This window comes from Klebsiella sp. w6 (assembly GCF_033100215.1).
In the GTDB taxonomy this organism is placed as follows: Bacteria; Pseudomonadota; Gammaproteobacteria; order Enterobacterales; family Enterobacteriaceae; genus Klebsiella; species Klebsiella variicola.
In genome coordinates this window covers 3,336,856-3,352,791 of record NZ_CP136907.1, presented here as the reverse complement: position 1 = coordinate 3,352,791, position 15,936 = coordinate 3,336,856, and the positions used below count along the sequence as shown (strand labels likewise).

Below are 15,936 nucleotides of genomic sequence, written 5' to 3'. Positions count from 1 at the left end.
TACGCTGCCTGCGCTCGGCGCAGGGGCAGGGAGTTATCCTAAAATGCGCATCGGCGGCAGGGGGGCGACGAACGGGCCCACAATCGGCTATGATAGAGGTTTCTGTTTCCCGCTCTGTTTAGTGAATCCATTTGTTATGAAACCATTGCGCCAACAAAATCGCCCTGTCATTAGCTACGTGCCGCGCGTGGAGCCTGCGCCTCCGGAACATGCCGTGAAAATGGACCATTTTCGCGATGTCTGGATTTTGCGCGGGAAGTATGTCGCCTTTCTGCTGATGGGGGAGCATTTTCGCCGCTCGCCAGCGTTCAGCGTGCCGGAGTCGGCCCAGCGCTGGGCTAACCAGGTGCGTCAGGAAGGTGAGATTGAAGCCTGAGTCTGCTGCAGAAATAAAAAAACCGCTGATAATCAGCGGTTTTTTTGTGCTTACCGTTTAGCGATGCGCCAGCTCGGCCTCTTCTTCGCTATCGAAAATCGACTTGTCGGTCTGGCGCAGCCACTGGCTGGTCAGGGTCCCGGCGGTCATTGAGCCGTTAACGTTCAGCGCGGTACGCCCCATGTCGATCAGCGGTTCGACGGAGATCAGCAGCGCTACCAGGGTCACCGGCAGGCCCATCGCCGGCAGAACGATTAGCGCGGCGAAGGTGGCCCCGCCGCCCACCCCGGCGACGCCCGCCGAGCTGACGGTGACGATGCCCACGAGGGTGGCAATCCACATCGGATCCAGCGGGTTAATGCCCACGGTCGGCGCGACCATGACTGCCAGCATGGCCGGGTAGATACCGGCGCAGCCGTTCTGACCGATGGTGGCGCCAAAGGAGGCGGAGAAGCTGGCAATTGACTCCGGTACGCCCAGGCGTCGGGTCTGCGCTTCCACGTTCAGCGGAATCGACGCGGCGCTGGAGCGGCTGGTGAAGGCGAAGGTGATCACCGGCCAGACTTTACGGAAGTACTTCAGCGGGCTGATGCCGTTAATCGCCAGCAGCAGGCCGTGGACGACAAACATAATGCCCAGCGCAATGTACGAAGCTACCACGAAGCCGCCAAGTTTGATGATGTCCTGCAGATTCGACCCGGCAACCACTTTGGTCATCAGGGCCAGTACGCCGTAAGGGGTCAGCTGCATCACCAGACGAACCAGCTTCATCACCCAGCCCTGCAGGGTATCGATGGCCGTCAGCACGCGCTGGCCTTTTTCCACATCCTCTTTCAGCAGCTTAAGCGCTGCCACGCCGAGGAATGCCGAGAAAATGACGATACTGATGATGGAGGTCGGGTTAGCCCCGGTCAGGTCAGCAAACGGGTTCTTCGGCACAAAGGAAAGGATCAGCTGCGGCACGCTGAGATCGGCCACTTTTCCCACATAGTTGCTCTGGATGGCGTTCAGACGGGCTGTTTCTGCGCTGCCCTGAACCAGACCCTCGGCGGTGAGGCCGAACATATTGGTCACCAGCACGCCAACCAGCGCAGCGATAAGCGTGGTGAACAGCAGAGTGCCGATGCTCAGGAAGCTGATTTTTCCCAGCTGAGAGGCATTATGCAGCCTGGCCACCGCGCTCAGGATCGAGGCGAAGACCAGCGGCATCACAATCATTTGCAGCAGCTGGACATAGCCATTACCGACGATATTGAACCACTGGATGGAATCCTTCAGCACCTGGCTGTCAGACCCGTAGATCAGCTGCAGCGCCAGACCAAAGACCACACCAATGGCCAGACCAACCAGCACTTTCCTGGCCAGGCTCCACTGTTTATGGCGAGTTTGCCCCAGCGCAAACAGTAATACGGCGAACACGACTACGTTCGCTATTAATGGAAAGTTCATCCCCGTTCTCCTGATATTTTTATAACCTGGGCTGGTGGATAACCAGCTCTTATGACGGCAAGGTTAGCAGAAGGCGTTATCAAGGACTTATATTCAAATGGAATGGGTTATAACCAAATGGTGTTTTCCGGCGGTTTATCGGCCACTCTGATGACTAATGAAGCGATTGAAGGTGATTTGCAGGGAATTGATCACTCCGGAAGACCAGCGTATTGCGCTGTTGTCCGCCAGCGTCTGCGGCATCCAGACGGCATAGACGAACAGCGCCATGCATAAAGCGCGCTCCAGTTGGTTACCCTTGCGCGGCGCGAGGATCGGCAGCCGGAAGCGCCAGCGGCAGGGCCACAGCAACGGCACCCCGGCGGGGGTGAGCATATCGGCGAGGATGTGGCTGAGATAGCCCAGCACCAGGCCCTGGAGGGCGTCCGCCGGGACAATCCAGCTGTCAGGCACCTTGAGGTAGAATAGCGTCAGCGCGCCAAAGACGGCCAGCAGGCTGTGGGTGAAGCCGCGGTGGCCAAAGGCCCGCGCCACGGGCTTTGAGATCCAGCTCAGTCGTTGGCCGAGAAATGACTTAGGGTGATCGATGTCCGGCAGCAGGCAGGTCAATACCGCAGAGGGCACAATATGCCACCAGTCGCCCTGCGCCAGCACCGGCGTTAACTCTGCGTTTTTGGCAAATACTGCGCAGGCGATTGAAAAGAAGAGATGGCCTTCCGCCGTCATGATAACACACCCTAAACTGTCGATTCATACAGTATAGGGTTTTTATACAGTGTACGGAAGAGGTGACGGTGTAACTCTTTGTCACAAATTCTCAGCGTGCCAGCCATCCGCCATCGACGGCCAGGGTATAGCCGTTAATATAGTCGGCGGCGGCCGAGGCGAGAAACACCACCGGCCCCTGCAGGTCTTTGGGTTCTCCCCAGCGACCGGCGGGAATGCGCTCGAGGATCGCCTGGTTACGTTCTTCATCTTCGCGCAGCGCCTGGGTGTTATTGGTGGCCATATATCCTGGCGCAATGGCGTTGACGTTGATGCGTTGGCCGGCCCATTCGTTGGCCAGCAGACGGGTCAAACCCAGCACGCCGCTTTTCGAGGCGGTGTAGGAGGGGACGCGGATCCCACCCTGAAACGAGAGCATCGAGGCGATGTTAATGATTTTGCCGCCATCGCCCTGGCGAATGAACTGCCTGGCGACCGCCTGGCTGAGAAAGAAAACCGCTTTTAGATTCAGATCGATCACCGCGTCCCAGTCGCTTTCCGTGAAGGTCAGGGCATCATGGCGGCGGATAATCCCGGCGTTATTGACCAGAATATCGACCCGACCCATCGCCGCGACCGCCTGGTCGACCAGCACGCTCATCTCATCCTGAAGGCTGAGATCCGCCTGAATGGCATGAAAGCGGCGACCCAGCGCCTGAACCTGTGCTGCCGTGTCATGGGGAATTTTACGGTTGATGCCGACGATATCGCACCCGGCCTGCGCCAGGCCCAGCGTCATTCCCTGTCCCAGTCCGGTATCGCAACCGGTCACGATGGCGACCTTACCCGTCAGGTCGAAGGCGTTCATTACCATATTCACCTCTGTCAGCTGATCTTCAGGCGTACGATGACGCCACCTGTGACCAGCATAGAGGCAGGAAAACAAAATTACAATAAAAATGAAACGACGTTTTGATTTTATTGCCGGCGGCGTGACAGCGATCGCGTCACCCGCCAGCGTCCTTACCCGAGCAGGGCTTCGGCAGTCAGGGCCTGCAGTGACGGGAGCTTGACGTCCGCCAGCACGAAGCGCGGGTCGCGGCTGTTCTCCGCTTCCGGTACCACGATAGCGCGCATGCGCGCGGCTTTGCTGGCGATCATGCCGTTGACCGAATCCTCCAGCGCGACGCAGCGCTGCGGGTCGACTCCCAGGGCAGCGGCGCAGTTGAGGTATACCTGCGGGTGCGGTTTGCTCCAGGGCAGATGTTCCGCGGAGGCGAGCGCATCAAACTGGTCACGCAGTTCGAACATGTTGAGCACTTTCTCCAGCATCACCAGCGGCGAGGCCGAGGCCAGCCCCACCTTTAAGCCCTGAGCTTTACACAGGGCCACTGCCTCGCGTACGCCCGGTAGCAGCGGGCGTGAGGCTTCCACCAGCTCGATGGCGCGACGGATAATGCGCGCGGTGGCTTCTGCGCGATCGACGCCGTGCCACGGCTGCTGCGCATACCACAGATCCACCACCAGGTCGATTCGCAGACCAAGCAGGTCGGGCAGTTCATCGCGGCGGCGGGTATCCACCCCCAGGCTTTCCATGACCTCGACCTCCGCCTGATCCCAGAGCTGCTCAGAGTCAATCAGCAACCCGTCCATATCAAAAATCGCGGCCTCAATGCGGCGCTTCGCTGACATATGTCCTTCTCCTGTTGCGTAATCAGATAAACGAATCGGCATTCATGGTATATCATACCGCGCGTTATTGGGCGAAATTCGCCGTGGAAGATAGACTTATACCCGACACATTCGGGTAAGCGAGGAGCGCCTGCGCCACGCAACAGGCGGCAGGCGAATCACCAACGCGTCTTTAACAAGGGGAACTCATGACGTACCAACAAGCTGGACGCATAGCGGTTATCAAACGCATTTTGGGATGGGTTATCTTTATTCCCGCCGTGCTGTCGACGCTGATTTCTGTGCTCAAATTTATGTATGAGCACAGTGAAAAGAAACCCGGCATTGACGCGGTAATGATGGATTTTGCGCATGTCATGATTGAGATGATGCGCTTTAACACGCCGTTCCTGAACTTTTTCTGGTACAACTCGCCGCTGCCGGATTTCCACCACAGCCTGAACATCGGCTTCTGGATCATCTTCATTCTGGTTTTTGTCGGCATGGCGCTGCAGGCCTCCGGCGCGCGGATGGCGAGGCAGGCGAAATTTCTTCGCGAGGGGATTGAGGATCAGCTGATCCTCGAGCAGGCCAAAGGCGCAGAAGGGTTATCCCGTGAGCAGCTCGCTGAGCGGATCGTGGTACCGCGCCATACCATCCTGGTGCAATATTTCCCGCTGTATGTGCTGCCGGTGATCGTGATTATTATCGGCTACTTCTTCTTCTCGCTGCTGGGCTTTCTGTAAGCCAGGTGCCCGGTTAGCCGGGCGCCATCTTATTCTGCCGGCAGGGCCCGCGGTTTACCCTGATTATCGACGGCAACGTAGATAAACAGCGCTTCCGTCGCCTTATAGCGCTGGCCAATCGGTTCAGAAGAGACTTTTTTCACCCACACTTCGATGTTAATCGTCACCGAGGTGTTGCCGCGCTTCACGCAGCGGGCGTAGCAGCACACCACGTCGCCGACGGCGACCGGGCGTAAAAAGGTCATCCCATCCACGCGCACGGTCACCACGCGACCCTGAGCGATCTCTTTGGCCATGATGGCGCCCCCGATATCCATCTGCGACATCAGCCAGCCGCCAAAAATATCCCCGTTGGCATTGGTATCCGCCGGCATCGCCAGGGTGCGTAAAACCATTTCGCCCTTCGGGGCAAGATCTGTAGTTGTCATGCTCTACTCTGTTGTGGTCAAAGACGATCAGCGGGATGCTACTATGAAAACGGGGCGGAGAGAATAGGGGAAAGCGCCCGCAGAGGCGGGCGCGGCACTTCAGAAGGAGAGGGTAACGCCGGCATAATACGCGCGGCCAGGCTCATTGTAGGTCGAGGCGCCGGCGTTTTCGCGATACAGTTGCTTATCAAACAGATTACTTATTCCGGCGTTCAGGCGAATATCCCGGTTTAGCTGATACTGGGTACCGATCCCCACGATGGAATAGGCACCTACCTCGGTGGTGGCAAGGGTCCCGGTTTCGTTGCGAATTTCCGCATACTGACGCGGCTGCTGACGGCCATAAAGCGTCCAGTTCACATTCGCAGACAGGGCACCGTTTACCTGCCAGTCGAGCATCGTGTTAATGGTATATTTCGGGATCACCGACAGCGGATTGCCTGTCTCTTTACTTTCTGATTTGAGCATCCAGGTGGCATTGGTCCGCCAGCTTAGGACATCTCTCAGCACCGGGATCAGCAGATTTCCTTCCAGCCCCTCGACCACGGCTTTGCCGCCGTTCTGCCACTGCAGAATATTATTGCCGCTGGAGGTATAGCCCAGCACCTCGGTTCCGGAGACGATTTTGTTTTTGTAATCGTTGCGGAACCAGGTAACCCCGGCAGCGTAACCATTAAGGTTGAATTCGATACCGATCTCTTTGTTAATACTGATCTCCGGATCGAGGTCAGGGTTGCCCAGCAGATAGCAGCTGCCTTCAGCTATAGTGTTCGGACAACCGTTGCCGCGGGTGGAGAGCAAATAGCCTTCACTGGATTGATAGAGGTTAGGCGCTTTAAACACGCGCGCGATACCGGCCTTCAGCGTGAACATATCGCTCAGCGCCTGAGACAGATTGAGGCTTGGGCTCCAGTTGCTGCCAAACTGATTATGATAATCGAAGCGGATGCCGGGGATCAGGTTGGTGCCAGGCACGGCTTCGATATTATCTTCCAGATAGATACCGGTGAGGGTGGCGCTGTTTTTGGTACTACGTTGCGTAGGGTCGCCCGAGGTCCCAGGGATAGTCTCGCCGTTGCTGTTAGTGGCCTGCATTGATGCCGGGTCGTCGAGCTGATCATGGTTCCATTCCATTCCCAGCGTCAGCGTCTGGTCCGCCAGCCAGAAGAAAGGCACATTGAATTCCGAGGTAGTTCGCCAGGATTCCAGACGGCTGGTGGCATAATCCTCACTGTTGATCATGCCCTCGACGCGGCCGGTGGAGCCTTCCTGCAGGCGGGTATTGTTGGTTTTCTCGTAGTAAACACCGGCTTTGGACTGGCCCCAATCCCATAGACCGTTGTAGGTCAGTCCCCAGGACTGGCGATAGAGGCGATTAGTTTCGTGGCCGTACAGGGAGTCCACCAGCCCGTTCGGGCTAAGATTGCCGTTGCTGTACTGGGTATCACCAGCATAGATATTCCCCTGACGACTATAGGCATAGCTGAAATCGAGGATCTGTTGCGGGGTCATTTTCCATGACAGCAAGGCGTTAATATCTTTATTGCGTACCCCTTCGCGCCCCGCAGCGTAAGAGCCGTTTTGCGCATGGTTAATATCCCAGGCGTCGGGTTCCGTTTTATTGATATTGCCATACAGGCGCATCGTCAGCGCTTCGCCGGCCAGTGGGCCGCTGAGATTGAAGTTAGCGCGATTGGTCGTGCCTTCCTTGTTGTTTTCCGGCTGGTTGGTAAAGAAAGACAGCGAACCGTGCCAGTTGTTGGTCGGGCGTTTGGTAATGATATTGACCACTCCGCCCGCCGCGCCGGAACCATAGCGCGCGGCTGCCGGACCGCGGAGAACTTCAATCCGTTCGACCATCTCTGCAGGTACCCAGTTGCTGTCGCCCCGGGTATCGCGTTCACCGCGCCAGCTATAGCGAACCGCGTTACGTGACGTGACCGGTACCCCATCTATCAGGATCAGGGTGTTCTCCGGCCCCATGCCGCGGATATCAATCTGGCGGTTGTTGCCCCGACTGCCGCTGGCGCTGTTGCCGGTCAAGTTCACCCCGGGCATTTTACGGATGATGTCTGAGAGATCGTTGACCGGCGGCTGCTTAGCAATATCATCTGCCGTGATAATCGACACCCCGGGCTGTTGCTTAAGCACCTCTTCCGCCGTACTGCGCACAATCATCGTTTCGGTATCTTGTTCTGATTCTTCAGCAAAGGCGTTAGGGGCGAGGAGACTAGATATGACCAGCGCCAGGGTCGTGGGGACAGAATATTGCGGCGATCTCATGTAAATATCCTTTTCAAAGCAATGCAAAATGAGATCGAGAATATTAATGATAACCATTATCATTACAATGTAACGAGATGAATCTCCATAAAATCCTCACAATTACCGCAACTTTTTATGCAGTTGAGAGAAATCGTGAAGAGAGCCTGCACAGTGTGACCGGAAAGCTGTCAGCGTATGCGCTGAGGTTGTGTGGCTGCAGGGAATGTTTGCCAGCGCAGTGAGATTATAGGGGGCGAGCGCGGCGCGCGATGGCGCGCCGGCGGAGGAGTTAGTGGTGGTCGTCCTGCGGCATATGGCGGTAGATGTAGATCCCGCTCAGCAGGGTAAAGACCAGCGTGAGGGCGGTTAAGCCAAAGACCTTGAAGTTCACCCAGATATTCTGCGGCAGCCAGAAGGCGATATAGATATTGGCCAGCCCGCAAAGGATAAAGAACACCGCCCAGGCCAGGTTAAGCCGCGACCAGACCTGCTGCGGCAGGGCCAGCTCTTTGCCCAGCATGCGCTGGATCAACGGCTTTTTCATCACCCACTGGCTGAACAGCAGCGCGCCAGCGAACAGGGCATAGATCACCGTCACCTTCCATTTAATAAACTCATCATTGTGGAAGAAGAGAGTTAACCCGCCGAAGACGGCCACCAGCACAAAGGTGATCAGCGCCATTTTTTCGACTTTACGGTAGCGTACCCAGCTGTAGATCAGCACGATAGCGGTCGCGACGATCAGCGCGGTGGTGGCGGCGTAGATATCGTAAAGCTTATAGAAGGCAAAGAAGACCACCAGCGGTAAAAAATCCAGAAACTGCTTCATACATCGATCCCGTCTTTCAGGACGGACCGGGGAAGACCCCGATCCTGGTTAAGATTAGTTGCGGATAAGCATATACACGCGGAATAAATAGATCAGCAACAGGGCGGATATCAGGTTGCTGATGGTATTGATGACCACCGCGCCGACGTTTGGCGTCAGGACAGCAAAGCTGGAAGCGAACAGTAACAGCAGGGTTTTTGCCACCAGCCAGCCAATGATAGCCGGCGCCACCAGCCGCAGATTGGCCCACGCCAGACGCATGCTGCTGCGCATGGCGCTGAGGATACCCATTTTGTCCTGCACCAGCATGATCGGCGCAAAGGCCAGCACGATGGCCAGCAGCACGCCGGGCACCAGGACCAGCATCATCCCCATCTGCACCAGGAAGGTAGTGAAGAGGATCAACAGCAGCAGCTTCGGCAGCACCGGGGCTGAGGCGCCGATGGCACGCAGGGCGCTAACGCGATGACCGGCGGAGACCAGCTGGATCAGCAGCAGAACGCCGCCAGCGAGGATCGCATTGCCCACCAGACCCGAGAAGGTTGATGCCGCCGAGGCGCGCAGCAGAACCTGCTGCTGCTCCGGCGTCATGTTCTGCACCAGCTCAAACAGCCCGGCGCTACCGGCGAGGTTATCGCCTTCGCTGAGTATCGACAGCTGCTCGTCACTGGGTGAAAAGGCATGGCCAAGTACTACCGTAATAAACGCGCACAACAGCGCAATCAGCAAAATGGTAATGAACTGATTACGAAAAAAATTCCCGGTGTCACGGTAGACGGACTTCGCCGTGATAGACATGCATTCTCCTTGAGTGTCGCAGGTGTTAACTAGCCGGCGATTGTACCGCAAATCGTTCCCTCGTAGCACTCTCTGCACCATTCAGGGCAGGTATATCTTTGTAAAGAGGCCGCAATGGCGGTAGGCCATAGCGCGCCCGCGCCCGGTTGCAGGCGTCATTTTCCTCACCATTCTCACCGGACATGGCGAATTCGCGGCACGGTGAGGGACGGTTTTCATAAATAGTGCAGTGGACGGCGTCACCGATGTCGCCTGACAGCGCCGCGCAGCGGCTCTGGCGCTGGTTGGTGCCGCTCATGCAGCGCAGGAAAGGGGTCAGCGGCTCGGTCAGCGCGGAAGGCACCAGGCCACCCGCGTCGTCGGCTTCCGCCCAGTAGAAAGAGACACGAAAATACGCACAACAGGCACCGCACGTCATGCACGGGTTGATTTCACTCATAATTACACCTGAAAAAAACGCATCAACACAGATTGTCGGCAGTTAACTTATCCAGCCGCTTTTGCGGCGGCAAGAGGGGGAGAAATATTTTTTTCACGGAAAGTGAAAATTGATGTGAGAAGGATTCAGGGTGTTTCGATCGGTAGCAAAAATTAATCTGGATCAATAAATGTTAAATCTAAGGTTTTAGTGTGATCTAAAACAGATCAAACGTAACTCGTTATAGGTATATTTGGCCGCGCTGAAAAACCATAATGAGGAAGTGGATATGAAGAAGTTAGCAGCGGCGGCATTAATTCTTAGCACGCTTTCCACCGGCAGCGTCTGGGCGCATGAAGCGGGTGAATTTTTCATTCGTGCCGGGACCGCCACCGTCCGACCGACGGAGGGCTCTGACAATGTGTTAGGCAGCCTTGGCAGTTTCAACGTCAGTAACAACACCCAACTGGGTTTAACCTTTACCTATATGGCCACCGATAACATCGGCGTGGAGCTGCTGGCGGCAACGCCGTTCCGCCATAAGGTCGGCACCGGGCCAACCGGGACTATCGCCACCGTCCATCAGTTGCCACCCACCCTGATGGCGCAGTGGTACTTTGGCGATGCGCAAAGCAAGGTGCGCCCGTACGTGGGGGCGGGTATTAACTACACCACCTTCTTTAATGAAGACTTTAACGATACCGGCAAGGCGGCCGGGCTTTCCGATCTGAGCCTGAAGGACTCCTGGGGCGCGGCGGGGCAGGTCGGCCTCGATTATCTGATTAACCGTGACTGGCTGCTGAATATGTCGGTGTGGTACATGGATATCGATACCGATGTGAAATTCAAAGCCGGCGGCGTGGACCAGAAAGTCAGCACCCGTCTGGATCCGTGGGTGTTTATGTTCTCCGCGGGTTATCGATTTTAAATCCTGCTGAAAACTGGCCAACGGATGGCCAGTTCATTGTCACGTCACACCTGTCTGCCGCAAGCCTTCGCCATCGATAGCGGATCACACTTCCGTCCACTGGCGCAGTAGGTTGTGATACATGTTGAGCAGGGAGAGGACCTCTTCTCCGTCGCCAAAGCGGGCCTTCAGAGACTGGATGGTGCGGTCCAGGTCGTAAAGCATCGCGCGCTGCTTATCGTCGCGGACCATCGACTGGATCCACAGGAAAGAGGTCTGACGTACGCCGCGGGTAACCGGGGTGACGCAGTGCAGGCTGCTGGCGGGATAGAGCACCAGATGCCCGGCCGGGAGCTTCACCCGGTGCTGGCCATAGGTGTCTTCAATCACCAGTTCACCGCCCTCATAGCTCTCCGGCTCGCAAAGAAACAGCGTCGCTGACAGGTCAGTGCGCATCCAGCCCGCCTCGCCGTTCTGGCGAACGGCGCCATCGACATGAAAACCGTAGGTCTCCCCTGGCCCATAGCGGTTAAACAACGGTGCGGAAATCGTCCGCGGCAGCGCGGCGGAAAAAAACTGCGGGTGGCCGCGCAGCGCGTCGAGCACGGCGGCTTGCAGGCGGGCATACAGCGGCGTACGGGTATCGATCTGCTGGTTCTGTTTGACGGCCGCCCCCTGGCTGCCCACCGTAACCCGTCCGTCGACCCACTCGGCCTGCGCCAGCTGCCGGGTAAATTCCGCCACCTGGTCTGCCGATAGCACGTCAGGAATGTGATACATCATCGCGGTGTTCTCTCTAAAAGGTGGGGCGCAACGGCCCCACGCACAGACTCAGAAGTGGACGTTCGCCGTCAGCATAAAGGTACGGGGTTCGCCCGGATGATAGCGATAGCCGCTCTTGTTGATGGAGGCCACGTAATCGGTATCAAACAGGTTGTACATATTGAGCTGCAGATCGAGGTTGCTGTTGACCCGATAGCCCAGTTTGGCGTCGGCGACCCAGTAGCCCTCGGTGTGATCCGGGGTACCGACCGCGCCATCGCTGCCCCGGCGCAGGCTTCCGACATAGCGCACACCGCCGCCGACGGACAGATCGCTGGTGGCCTGATACTGCGTCCACAGCGTAAAGGCATGTTTCGGGGTGTAGGCCAGGGCGGAAGATCCATCCTGCGCTACGTTCTGTCCCTCCGTCACTGTCGCATGCTGCTGCGTGTAGCCGGCGATGATCGTCCAGTCCGGGGTCAGGTTTCCGGTTGCGGAGAGTTCATACCCCTCCACGCGCTTTTTGCCGTACTGCGACCAGGTTCCGTCATCGTTGGCGGCCACTTCGTTTTCAATATCGGTACGGAATAACGCCGCGTTGAGCAGCAGACGGTTGTCGAAGATTTGCCACTTGGTGCCCAGCTCGCTGGATTTCGCCTTCTGTGGCTTAAAGTCGGTTCGGTTGGCGCTGTTGCCGCTACCGCTGGCGGCCAGGGCGAAACTGCTGCCCCCCGGCGGCTGCTGTGAGATGGCGTAGTTGACGTAGACATTGCCCTGCTCGGTTAAGCGGTACAGTGCCCCGGCTTTCCAGTTAACCAGATTGCCGGATTTGGCGGTATCCACGGTGGTGACCGGGCTGCCCGTCGACTGGCCGGGCGGGCAGGCGATAGCCCCGCGTCCGCTGCCGCCGCAGGCGGTGGCGCTGTCATATTTAGTATGATAATTGTCGAGACGTAGCCCGCCGTTGACCTCAATCCGTTCGGTCAGCGTCAGCGTATCGAAGGCATAAATCCCGAAGGTATCAGTCTGGCCGTTGGCATTCGCTCCGTTTCTGTCCAGCCCGCCAATCGACAGGTTGCTCACCGGATGGTAGAGATTCACCGCCGGCGCGGTCATGGCGTTAACGCCATAGTTGGTCTGGTTTTCCCGGGTAAACTCCACGCCGGCGCTGACGTCATGGCCTATCGAGCCGGTATTGAAGGTCGAGGTGATATTGGTCTGGTTGGTCAGAATGCGGTTGCTGACATCTTTGGTATTAACCAGACGCGACCAGCTCCAGGTGTTGACGTCATTGATATCGGGGGCGGTGATATTGCTCGCGCCCCCCATCACCGCGGTCAAAAGATACTCCTGTTTCACCCGCGACCAACGGGTGGTATTGCGCACGGTGGTATTGTCCGTCAGATCGTGTTCGAAGCGCAGGGTGCCGCTGTCGGTGGTGGATTTATCATAATCGGAGTCGGTGCCATAGAAATTGTTGGTATCCACCTTCCCGGCGGAATTGAGCGCGGCATATTTCGGCGAAGGTGCCGAATAGCCCGGCAGGCCGACGGTGGGGATCCCGCCATCCGGGGTGTTGTTCTGCCGGACATGCAGATAGTTCAGATACAGACGAGTTGGGGTATCGAGTCCGAAGGCCAGCGATGGCGCGATGCCATAGCGTTCGTTTTCAATGTGGTCCCGACCGGCGTCATGAGTTTTTTCCCCCATCAGGTTCAGACGGAACGCGGCGTTGTCGCTAAACGCCTGGTTCAGGTCGAGCGTTCCCCGACGCGACCAGGCGCTGCCGATGCTGGCCGAACCGTCGATCCCGGAGTCAAGGCGCGGCTGCTTGCTGATCATATTGATCGATCCGGAGGGCGCGCTGCGGCCATAGTCCGTGCCGGCGGGTCCTTTGATGACTTCCACCTGCTGGGTATTGAAGGTATCGCGCGTCACACTGCCGATGTCGCGGATGCCGTCCACATAGATGCTGTTAGAGGTATCCACGCCGCGCATGTAGATGGCATCCCCGGTGGTTGAACTGCCATTCTCGCCGGCATAAAACGCCCCGACGCCGGGGACGTTTTTGAGGGCGTCAGTCAGGTTGGTGACGCCCTGATCTTTAATCACCTGTTCCGGGATCACGGTGATGGTGCGGGTGGTATCGACCAGCGGTTTATTGAACTTGGGATCGGCGGAGGCGCCGGGAGAGTAGAGTGAGGGCGGAGTGGCTTCCACCACCAGCGTCTCTTCACTATTTTTGACTGATTTTTCCGCTGCGATGCCCGTTGCCGGTGAGGCCCCCAGACACAGACCCGTAAACAATGCCAATGAGTTGAAACTGCCAAACGGCAGAGAAGCGTTTTTTTCCATGATAAATGCAGGCTTATTTTTTGTTATGAGCACATACCACACCGCGCAAAAGCGACGTTTTTCGTCGTCTGGCTTGCGCTGACCCGGTGTGATTCTATAAATGATAAAAAGAATAGTTATCATTCGCCTTAATATTTACATAGAAATGTTGACGTTTAAACATATTTCTTCATCGCGATTTACATAGTTCATAAATTTTGAACGAAAAGGGCGGGGATGAAGCAAAAGAGCGGCTGGAAGAGGCCGGTGACAGGCCGCGCCGCGAGGTGACAGGCGCCAGGGCTAACCCGGCGCTTCGTGGTTTTTGGCATAAAAGATGCCCTCCTTCTGCGCGAGGAGAACGCCGTTCTGGAAATTGGTGTAATGAAAAATAGCGGCCCACCGATCCCTCTGCAGGCACTGTTCCGCGACCGCGTTATTGGGGGGACGACCAGCGAGCGTTCTCCCGCCGCGTGACGGAGAACAATGCCGCGCCGTATGTCGCCTGGAGCAAGCGCCGGGCCACTGCTGGCTGCGGCAACTGGTGCGTGAGGTGTGTGTCGCCAGTAAAAAAAAAGCCCGCACAAGTGCGGGCAAAAATACTGGAAGCAATGTGAGCAATGTCGTACTGAATACCTGAGTTATTTACTCAACTATTCAGTAATGAGAAAGATAATATTTCTCATTTAAGATATCAACCCCATCTTTTGTGCGGAAGCGATTTTTTATCCGAGGGTGAAAACCGTACGCTTCTGACTGTCGTCCCGCGGCCAGGCCGCCGCGATCTCCTGCAGCGGCCGCGGGGTGGTGGCGATGGTGAATTTACCCGGCACCGCCGCCTGCAGCATTTCACCTGTCGCCGCCAGCAGCTGCGGCATCGACAGGCTACCGATACCGCTGCCCATCAGCACGAGCGGTGCGGAACGCAGAACTGCGCCATTTAACGCGATATCGGCGCCAGCCAGGGACCCCACCTGCACATAGCGCACCGGTCTGCCGGCTGGGGTATATTTCGCCAGGGCCGGCAATAACACTTCCGCGCTGTGTCCCCACAGGTAATCGATGACCACGTCAATCTGCGCGGCGCTGGTCGCTGAAAATTGCCCGCTCAATGTTTTATCATCAGCGGTTAACTGAATACACTCATCGGCGTCCAGCGCCGCCAGCGTCTGCGCATTCCGTCCGGTTGCAATGATTTTTTTCGCCCCCAGATAGCGGGCAATCTGCACCGCCAGCTGACCGGCGCTGCCGGTGGCGCCGTTAATCAGCACCGTTTCACCGGCCTGGAGCTGGGCGCGAGTCACCAGAGACGCCCACGCGGACATGCCGGGATTGGCCATCGCCGCGGCGCTAACATCATCGAGCGCATCCGGCACCGGCAGGCAACTCTGCAGGGCAACCGGCGCCTGCTGCGCCATACTGCCGAAGGGGGCGGTGGGGAAGGCGAAATAGACGCGCTGGCCCTGAGGTGTGGTGCCGACGCCATCGATACCGGGCACAAAGGGCAGATTGCCGTCGAAGCTGTAATGGCGTCCGGATGCGCGGGCCTTAACCACATGGCTCAGCGCGGCGGCGCGGACGTCAATGAGCGTCTGGCCGGGCGCGGGCTGCGGGTCGATAAAATCGGCCCAAACCGGGCCTTCTGCGAGGTCAAAAACCACGGCTGCTTTCATAAATTATCTCCTGTCGGGAATTATGTGTAAAATACACATATTGTTTTGCAGCACTATACGCGGAAAATTAATATATGCAAGATGCACATAATGACTACGACATTACCGACTTTCACGGCGCGCTACTGGATATCATCAGCGTGATGAACCAGCCGCTGCGCGACGAGCAGATCCTCCAGGCGGCTGGCGTCCAGCTGGAACAGATGCTGTTTCCGCTGCTGGTGGCGGTAGGGCGCCATGGCCCGGTAGGGGTGGTTGAGCTGGCGGATCATTTAGGGCGCGATTACACCACCGTCAGCCGCCAGGTAAAAAAACTGGAAGCCCAGGGGCTCGCCTGTAAGCAACCTAACCATCATGACCGACGGATCAGCGAAGTGACGCTTAGCGCCAGCGGAAAACAGATGATCAACAGTATTGCGGTAGCGCGGCGGCGGTTAATGAATCAGGTGCTGGCGCAGTGGCCGGAAGATGAAGTGCAGGCGCTGTTTCGCTTAACGCGCAAATACGCCGACAGTTTGCAGCAACCGAGCTAAATTCTCGCGTGCTGCCGCCCTGGCGCAACAATCATCTTGTTC

16 protein-coding genes are annotated in these 15,936 nt (G+C 57.2%); 4 read left to right on the top strand and 12 right to left on the bottom strand.

Translation table 11 applies throughout. The features are described 5' to 3' along the window. Window positions 1-136 precede the first annotated feature (136 nt). The gene (cedA, locus tag R0140_RS16615; RefSeq protein WP_004151919.1) at window positions 137-376 is read left to right on the top strand and encodes a cell division activator CedA; all 240 of its coding nucleotides are present in this window, start codon (window positions 137-139) and stop codon (window positions 374-376) included. A 57-nt stretch (window positions 377-433) separates the two neighbouring features. On the opposite strand, the gene R0140_RS16610 is transcribed toward cedA, so the two are convergent. From R0140_RS16610 to hxpB, 4 genes are all read right to left on the bottom strand, one after another. After that, window positions 434-1,825: an L-cystine transporter gene (locus R0140_RS16610; protein WP_008807755.1), complete on the bottom strand. Its 1,392-nt coding sequence runs from the start codon at window positions 1,823-1,825 to the stop codon at window positions 434-436. A gap of 135 nt (window positions 1,826-1,960) precedes the next feature. Next, window positions 1,961-2,551 carry a metal-dependent hydrolase gene (locus R0140_RS16605; RefSeq protein WP_002901611.1) on the bottom strand — a complete coding sequence of 197 codons (591 nt, stop codon included), beginning with the start codon at window positions 2,549-2,551 and terminating at the stop codon, window positions 1,961-1,963. A 91-nt stretch (window positions 2,552-2,642) separates the two neighbouring features. After that, window positions 2,643-3,404 (bottom strand): 2-dehydro-3-deoxy-D-gluconate 5-dehydrogenase KduD, encoded by a 762-nt coding sequence (gene kduD / locus R0140_RS16600; protein ID WP_022065120.1) that lies wholly within the window; start codon window positions 3,402-3,404, stop codon window positions 2,643-2,645. 149 nt (window positions 3,405-3,553) lie between these two features. After that, on the bottom strand, window positions 3,554-4,222 hold the full coding sequence (gene hxpB / locus R0140_RS16595; protein WP_064143948.1) for a hexitol phosphatase HxpB: 669 nt from the start codon (window positions 4,220-4,222) through the stop codon (window positions 3,554-3,556). A gap of 188 nt (window positions 4,223-4,410) precedes the next feature. On the opposite strand from hxpB, the gene R0140_RS16590 reads away from it, so the two are divergent. Beyond that, window positions 4,411-4,947, top strand: coding sequence for a YniB family protein (locus R0140_RS16590; RefSeq protein WP_008807758.1), 537 nt, complete (start codon window positions 4,411-4,413; stop codon window positions 4,945-4,947). Window positions 4,948-4,976: 29 nt separating this feature from the next. Here R0140_RS16590 and yciA read toward each other — a convergent pair whose 3' ends face one another. From yciA to R0140_RS16565, 5 genes are all read right to left on the bottom strand, one after another. Continuing rightward, window positions 4,977-5,375, bottom strand: coding sequence for an acyl-CoA thioester hydrolase YciA (gene yciA / locus R0140_RS16585; protein WP_008807759.1), 399 nt, complete (start codon window positions 5,373-5,375; stop codon window positions 4,977-4,979). A 99-nt stretch (window positions 5,376-5,474) separates the two neighbouring features. Continuing rightward, window positions 5,475-7,658 carry a TonB-dependent siderophore receptor gene (locus tag R0140_RS16580; protein WP_032736153.1) on the bottom strand — a complete coding sequence of 728 codons (2,184 nt, stop codon included), beginning with the start codon at window positions 7,656-7,658 and terminating at the stop codon, window positions 5,475-5,477. Window positions 7,659-7,929: 271 nt separating this feature from the next. Continuing rightward, complete coding sequence (locus R0140_RS16575) at window positions 7,930-8,469, bottom strand: septation protein A (RefSeq protein WP_008807761.1); 540 nt, start codon at window positions 8,467-8,469, stop codon at window positions 7,930-7,932. Between the two features lie 54 nt (window positions 8,470-8,523). Continuing rightward, window positions 8,524-9,267, bottom strand: a complete 744-nt coding sequence (locus tag R0140_RS16570; RefSeq protein ID WP_008807762.1) for a YciC family protein — start codon at window positions 9,265-9,267, stop codon at window positions 8,524-8,526. Between the two features lie 25 nt (window positions 9,268-9,292). Further along, the gene (locus R0140_RS16565) at window positions 9,293-9,706 is read right to left on the bottom strand and encodes a YkgJ family cysteine cluster protein (protein WP_008807763.1); all 414 of its coding nucleotides are present in this window, start codon (window positions 9,704-9,706) and stop codon (window positions 9,293-9,295) included. 268 nt (window positions 9,707-9,974) lie between these two features. On the opposite strand from R0140_RS16565, the gene ompW reads away from it, so the two are divergent. Continuing rightward, window positions 9,975-10,613, top strand: a complete 639-nt coding sequence (gene ompW / locus R0140_RS16560) for an outer membrane protein OmpW (RefSeq protein WP_012542066.1) — start codon at window positions 9,975-9,977, stop codon at window positions 10,611-10,613. 84 nt (window positions 10,614-10,697) lie between these two features. On the opposite strand, the gene ybiX is transcribed toward ompW, so the two are convergent. The 3 genes from ybiX to R0140_RS16545 all read right to left on the bottom strand — a co-directional run bounded on the left by ybiX (window position 10,698) and on the right by R0140_RS16545 (window position 15,361). Continuing rightward, a complete protein-coding gene (gene ybiX / locus R0140_RS16555; protein WP_119866977.1) occupies window positions 10,698-11,375 on the bottom strand; it encodes a PKHD-type hydroxylase YbiX in 678 nt (225 codons plus the stop codon). Window positions 11,376-11,423: 48 nt separating this feature from the next. Continuing rightward, the gene (locus R0140_RS16550; protein WP_032754093.1) at window positions 11,424-13,709 is read right to left on the bottom strand and encodes a catecholate siderophore receptor Fiu; all 2,286 of its coding nucleotides are present in this window, start codon (window positions 13,707-13,709) and stop codon (window positions 11,424-11,426) included. A 704-nt stretch (window positions 13,710-14,413) separates the two neighbouring features. After that, window positions 14,414-15,361: a quinone oxidoreductase family protein gene (locus R0140_RS16545; RefSeq protein ID WP_032735352.1), complete on the bottom strand. Its 948-nt coding sequence runs from the start codon at window positions 15,359-15,361 to the stop codon at window positions 14,414-14,416. Window positions 15,362-15,435: 74 nt separating this feature from the next. Between R0140_RS16545 and R0140_RS16540 the strand changes: the two genes are divergently transcribed. Then, window positions 15,436-15,894, top strand: coding sequence for a MarR family winged helix-turn-helix transcriptional regulator (locus tag R0140_RS16540; protein WP_032735353.1), 459 nt, complete (start codon window positions 15,436-15,438; stop codon window positions 15,892-15,894). The last annotated feature ends 42 nt before the right edge of the window (window positions 15,895-15,936 follow it).

Excerpts from the sequence above, each read along its gene's own strand:
- cedA (WP_004151919.1), top strand. The coding sequence starts at position 137 with ATGAAACCATTGCGCCAACAAAATCGCCCTGTCATTAGCTACGTGCCG.
- R0140_RS16610 (WP_008807755.1), bottom strand. The coding sequence starts at position 1,825 with ATGAACTTTCCATTAATAGCGAACGTAGTCGTGTTCGCCGTATTACTG.
- R0140_RS16605 (WP_002901611.1), bottom strand. The coding sequence starts at position 2,551 with ATGACGGCGGAAGGCCATCTCTTCTTTTCAATCGCCTGCGCAGTATTT.
- kduD (WP_022065120.1), bottom strand. The coding sequence starts at position 3,404 with ATGGTAATGAACGCCTTCGACCTGACGGGTAAGGTCGCCATCGTGACC.
- hxpB (WP_064143948.1), bottom strand. The coding sequence starts at position 4,222 with ATGTCAGCGAAGCGCCGCATTGAGGCCGCGATTTTTGATATGGACGGG.
- R0140_RS16590 (WP_008807758.1), top strand. The coding sequence starts at position 4,411 with ATGACGTACCAACAAGCTGGACGCATAGCGGTTATCAAACGCATTTTG.
- yciA (WP_008807759.1), bottom strand. The coding sequence starts at position 5,375 with ATGACAACTACAGATCTTGCCCCGAAGGGCGAAATGGTTTTACGCACC.
- R0140_RS16580 (WP_032736153.1), bottom strand. The coding sequence starts at position 7,658 with ATGAGATCGCCGCAATATTCTGTCCCCACGACCCTGGCGCTGGTCATA.
- R0140_RS16575 (WP_008807761.1), bottom strand. The coding sequence starts at position 8,469 with ATGAAGCAGTTTCTGGATTTTTTACCGCTGGTGGTCTTCTTTGCCTTC.
- R0140_RS16570 (WP_008807762.1), bottom strand. The coding sequence starts at position 9,267 with ATGTCTATCACGGCGAAGTCCGTCTACCGTGACACCGGGAATTTTTTT.
- R0140_RS16565 (WP_008807763.1), bottom strand. The coding sequence starts at position 9,706 with ATGAGTGAAATCAACCCGTGCATGACGTGCGGTGCCTGTTGTGCGTAT.
- ompW (WP_012542066.1), top strand. The coding sequence starts at position 9,975 with ATGAAGAAGTTAGCAGCGGCGGCATTAATTCTTAGCACGCTTTCCACC.
- ybiX (WP_119866977.1), bottom strand. The coding sequence starts at position 11,375 with ATGATGTATCACATTCCTGACGTGCTATCGGCAGACCAGGTGGCGGAA.
- R0140_RS16550 (WP_032754093.1), bottom strand. The coding sequence starts at position 13,709 with ATGGAAAAAAACGCTTCTCTGCCGTTTGGCAGTTTCAACTCATTGGCA.
- R0140_RS16545 (WP_032735352.1), bottom strand. The coding sequence starts at position 15,361 with ATGAAAGCAGCCGTGGTTTTTGACCTCGCAGAAGGCCCGGTTTGGGCC.
- R0140_RS16540 (WP_032735353.1), top strand. The coding sequence starts at position 15,436 with ATGCAAGATGCACATAATGACTACGACATTACCGACTTTCACGGCGCG.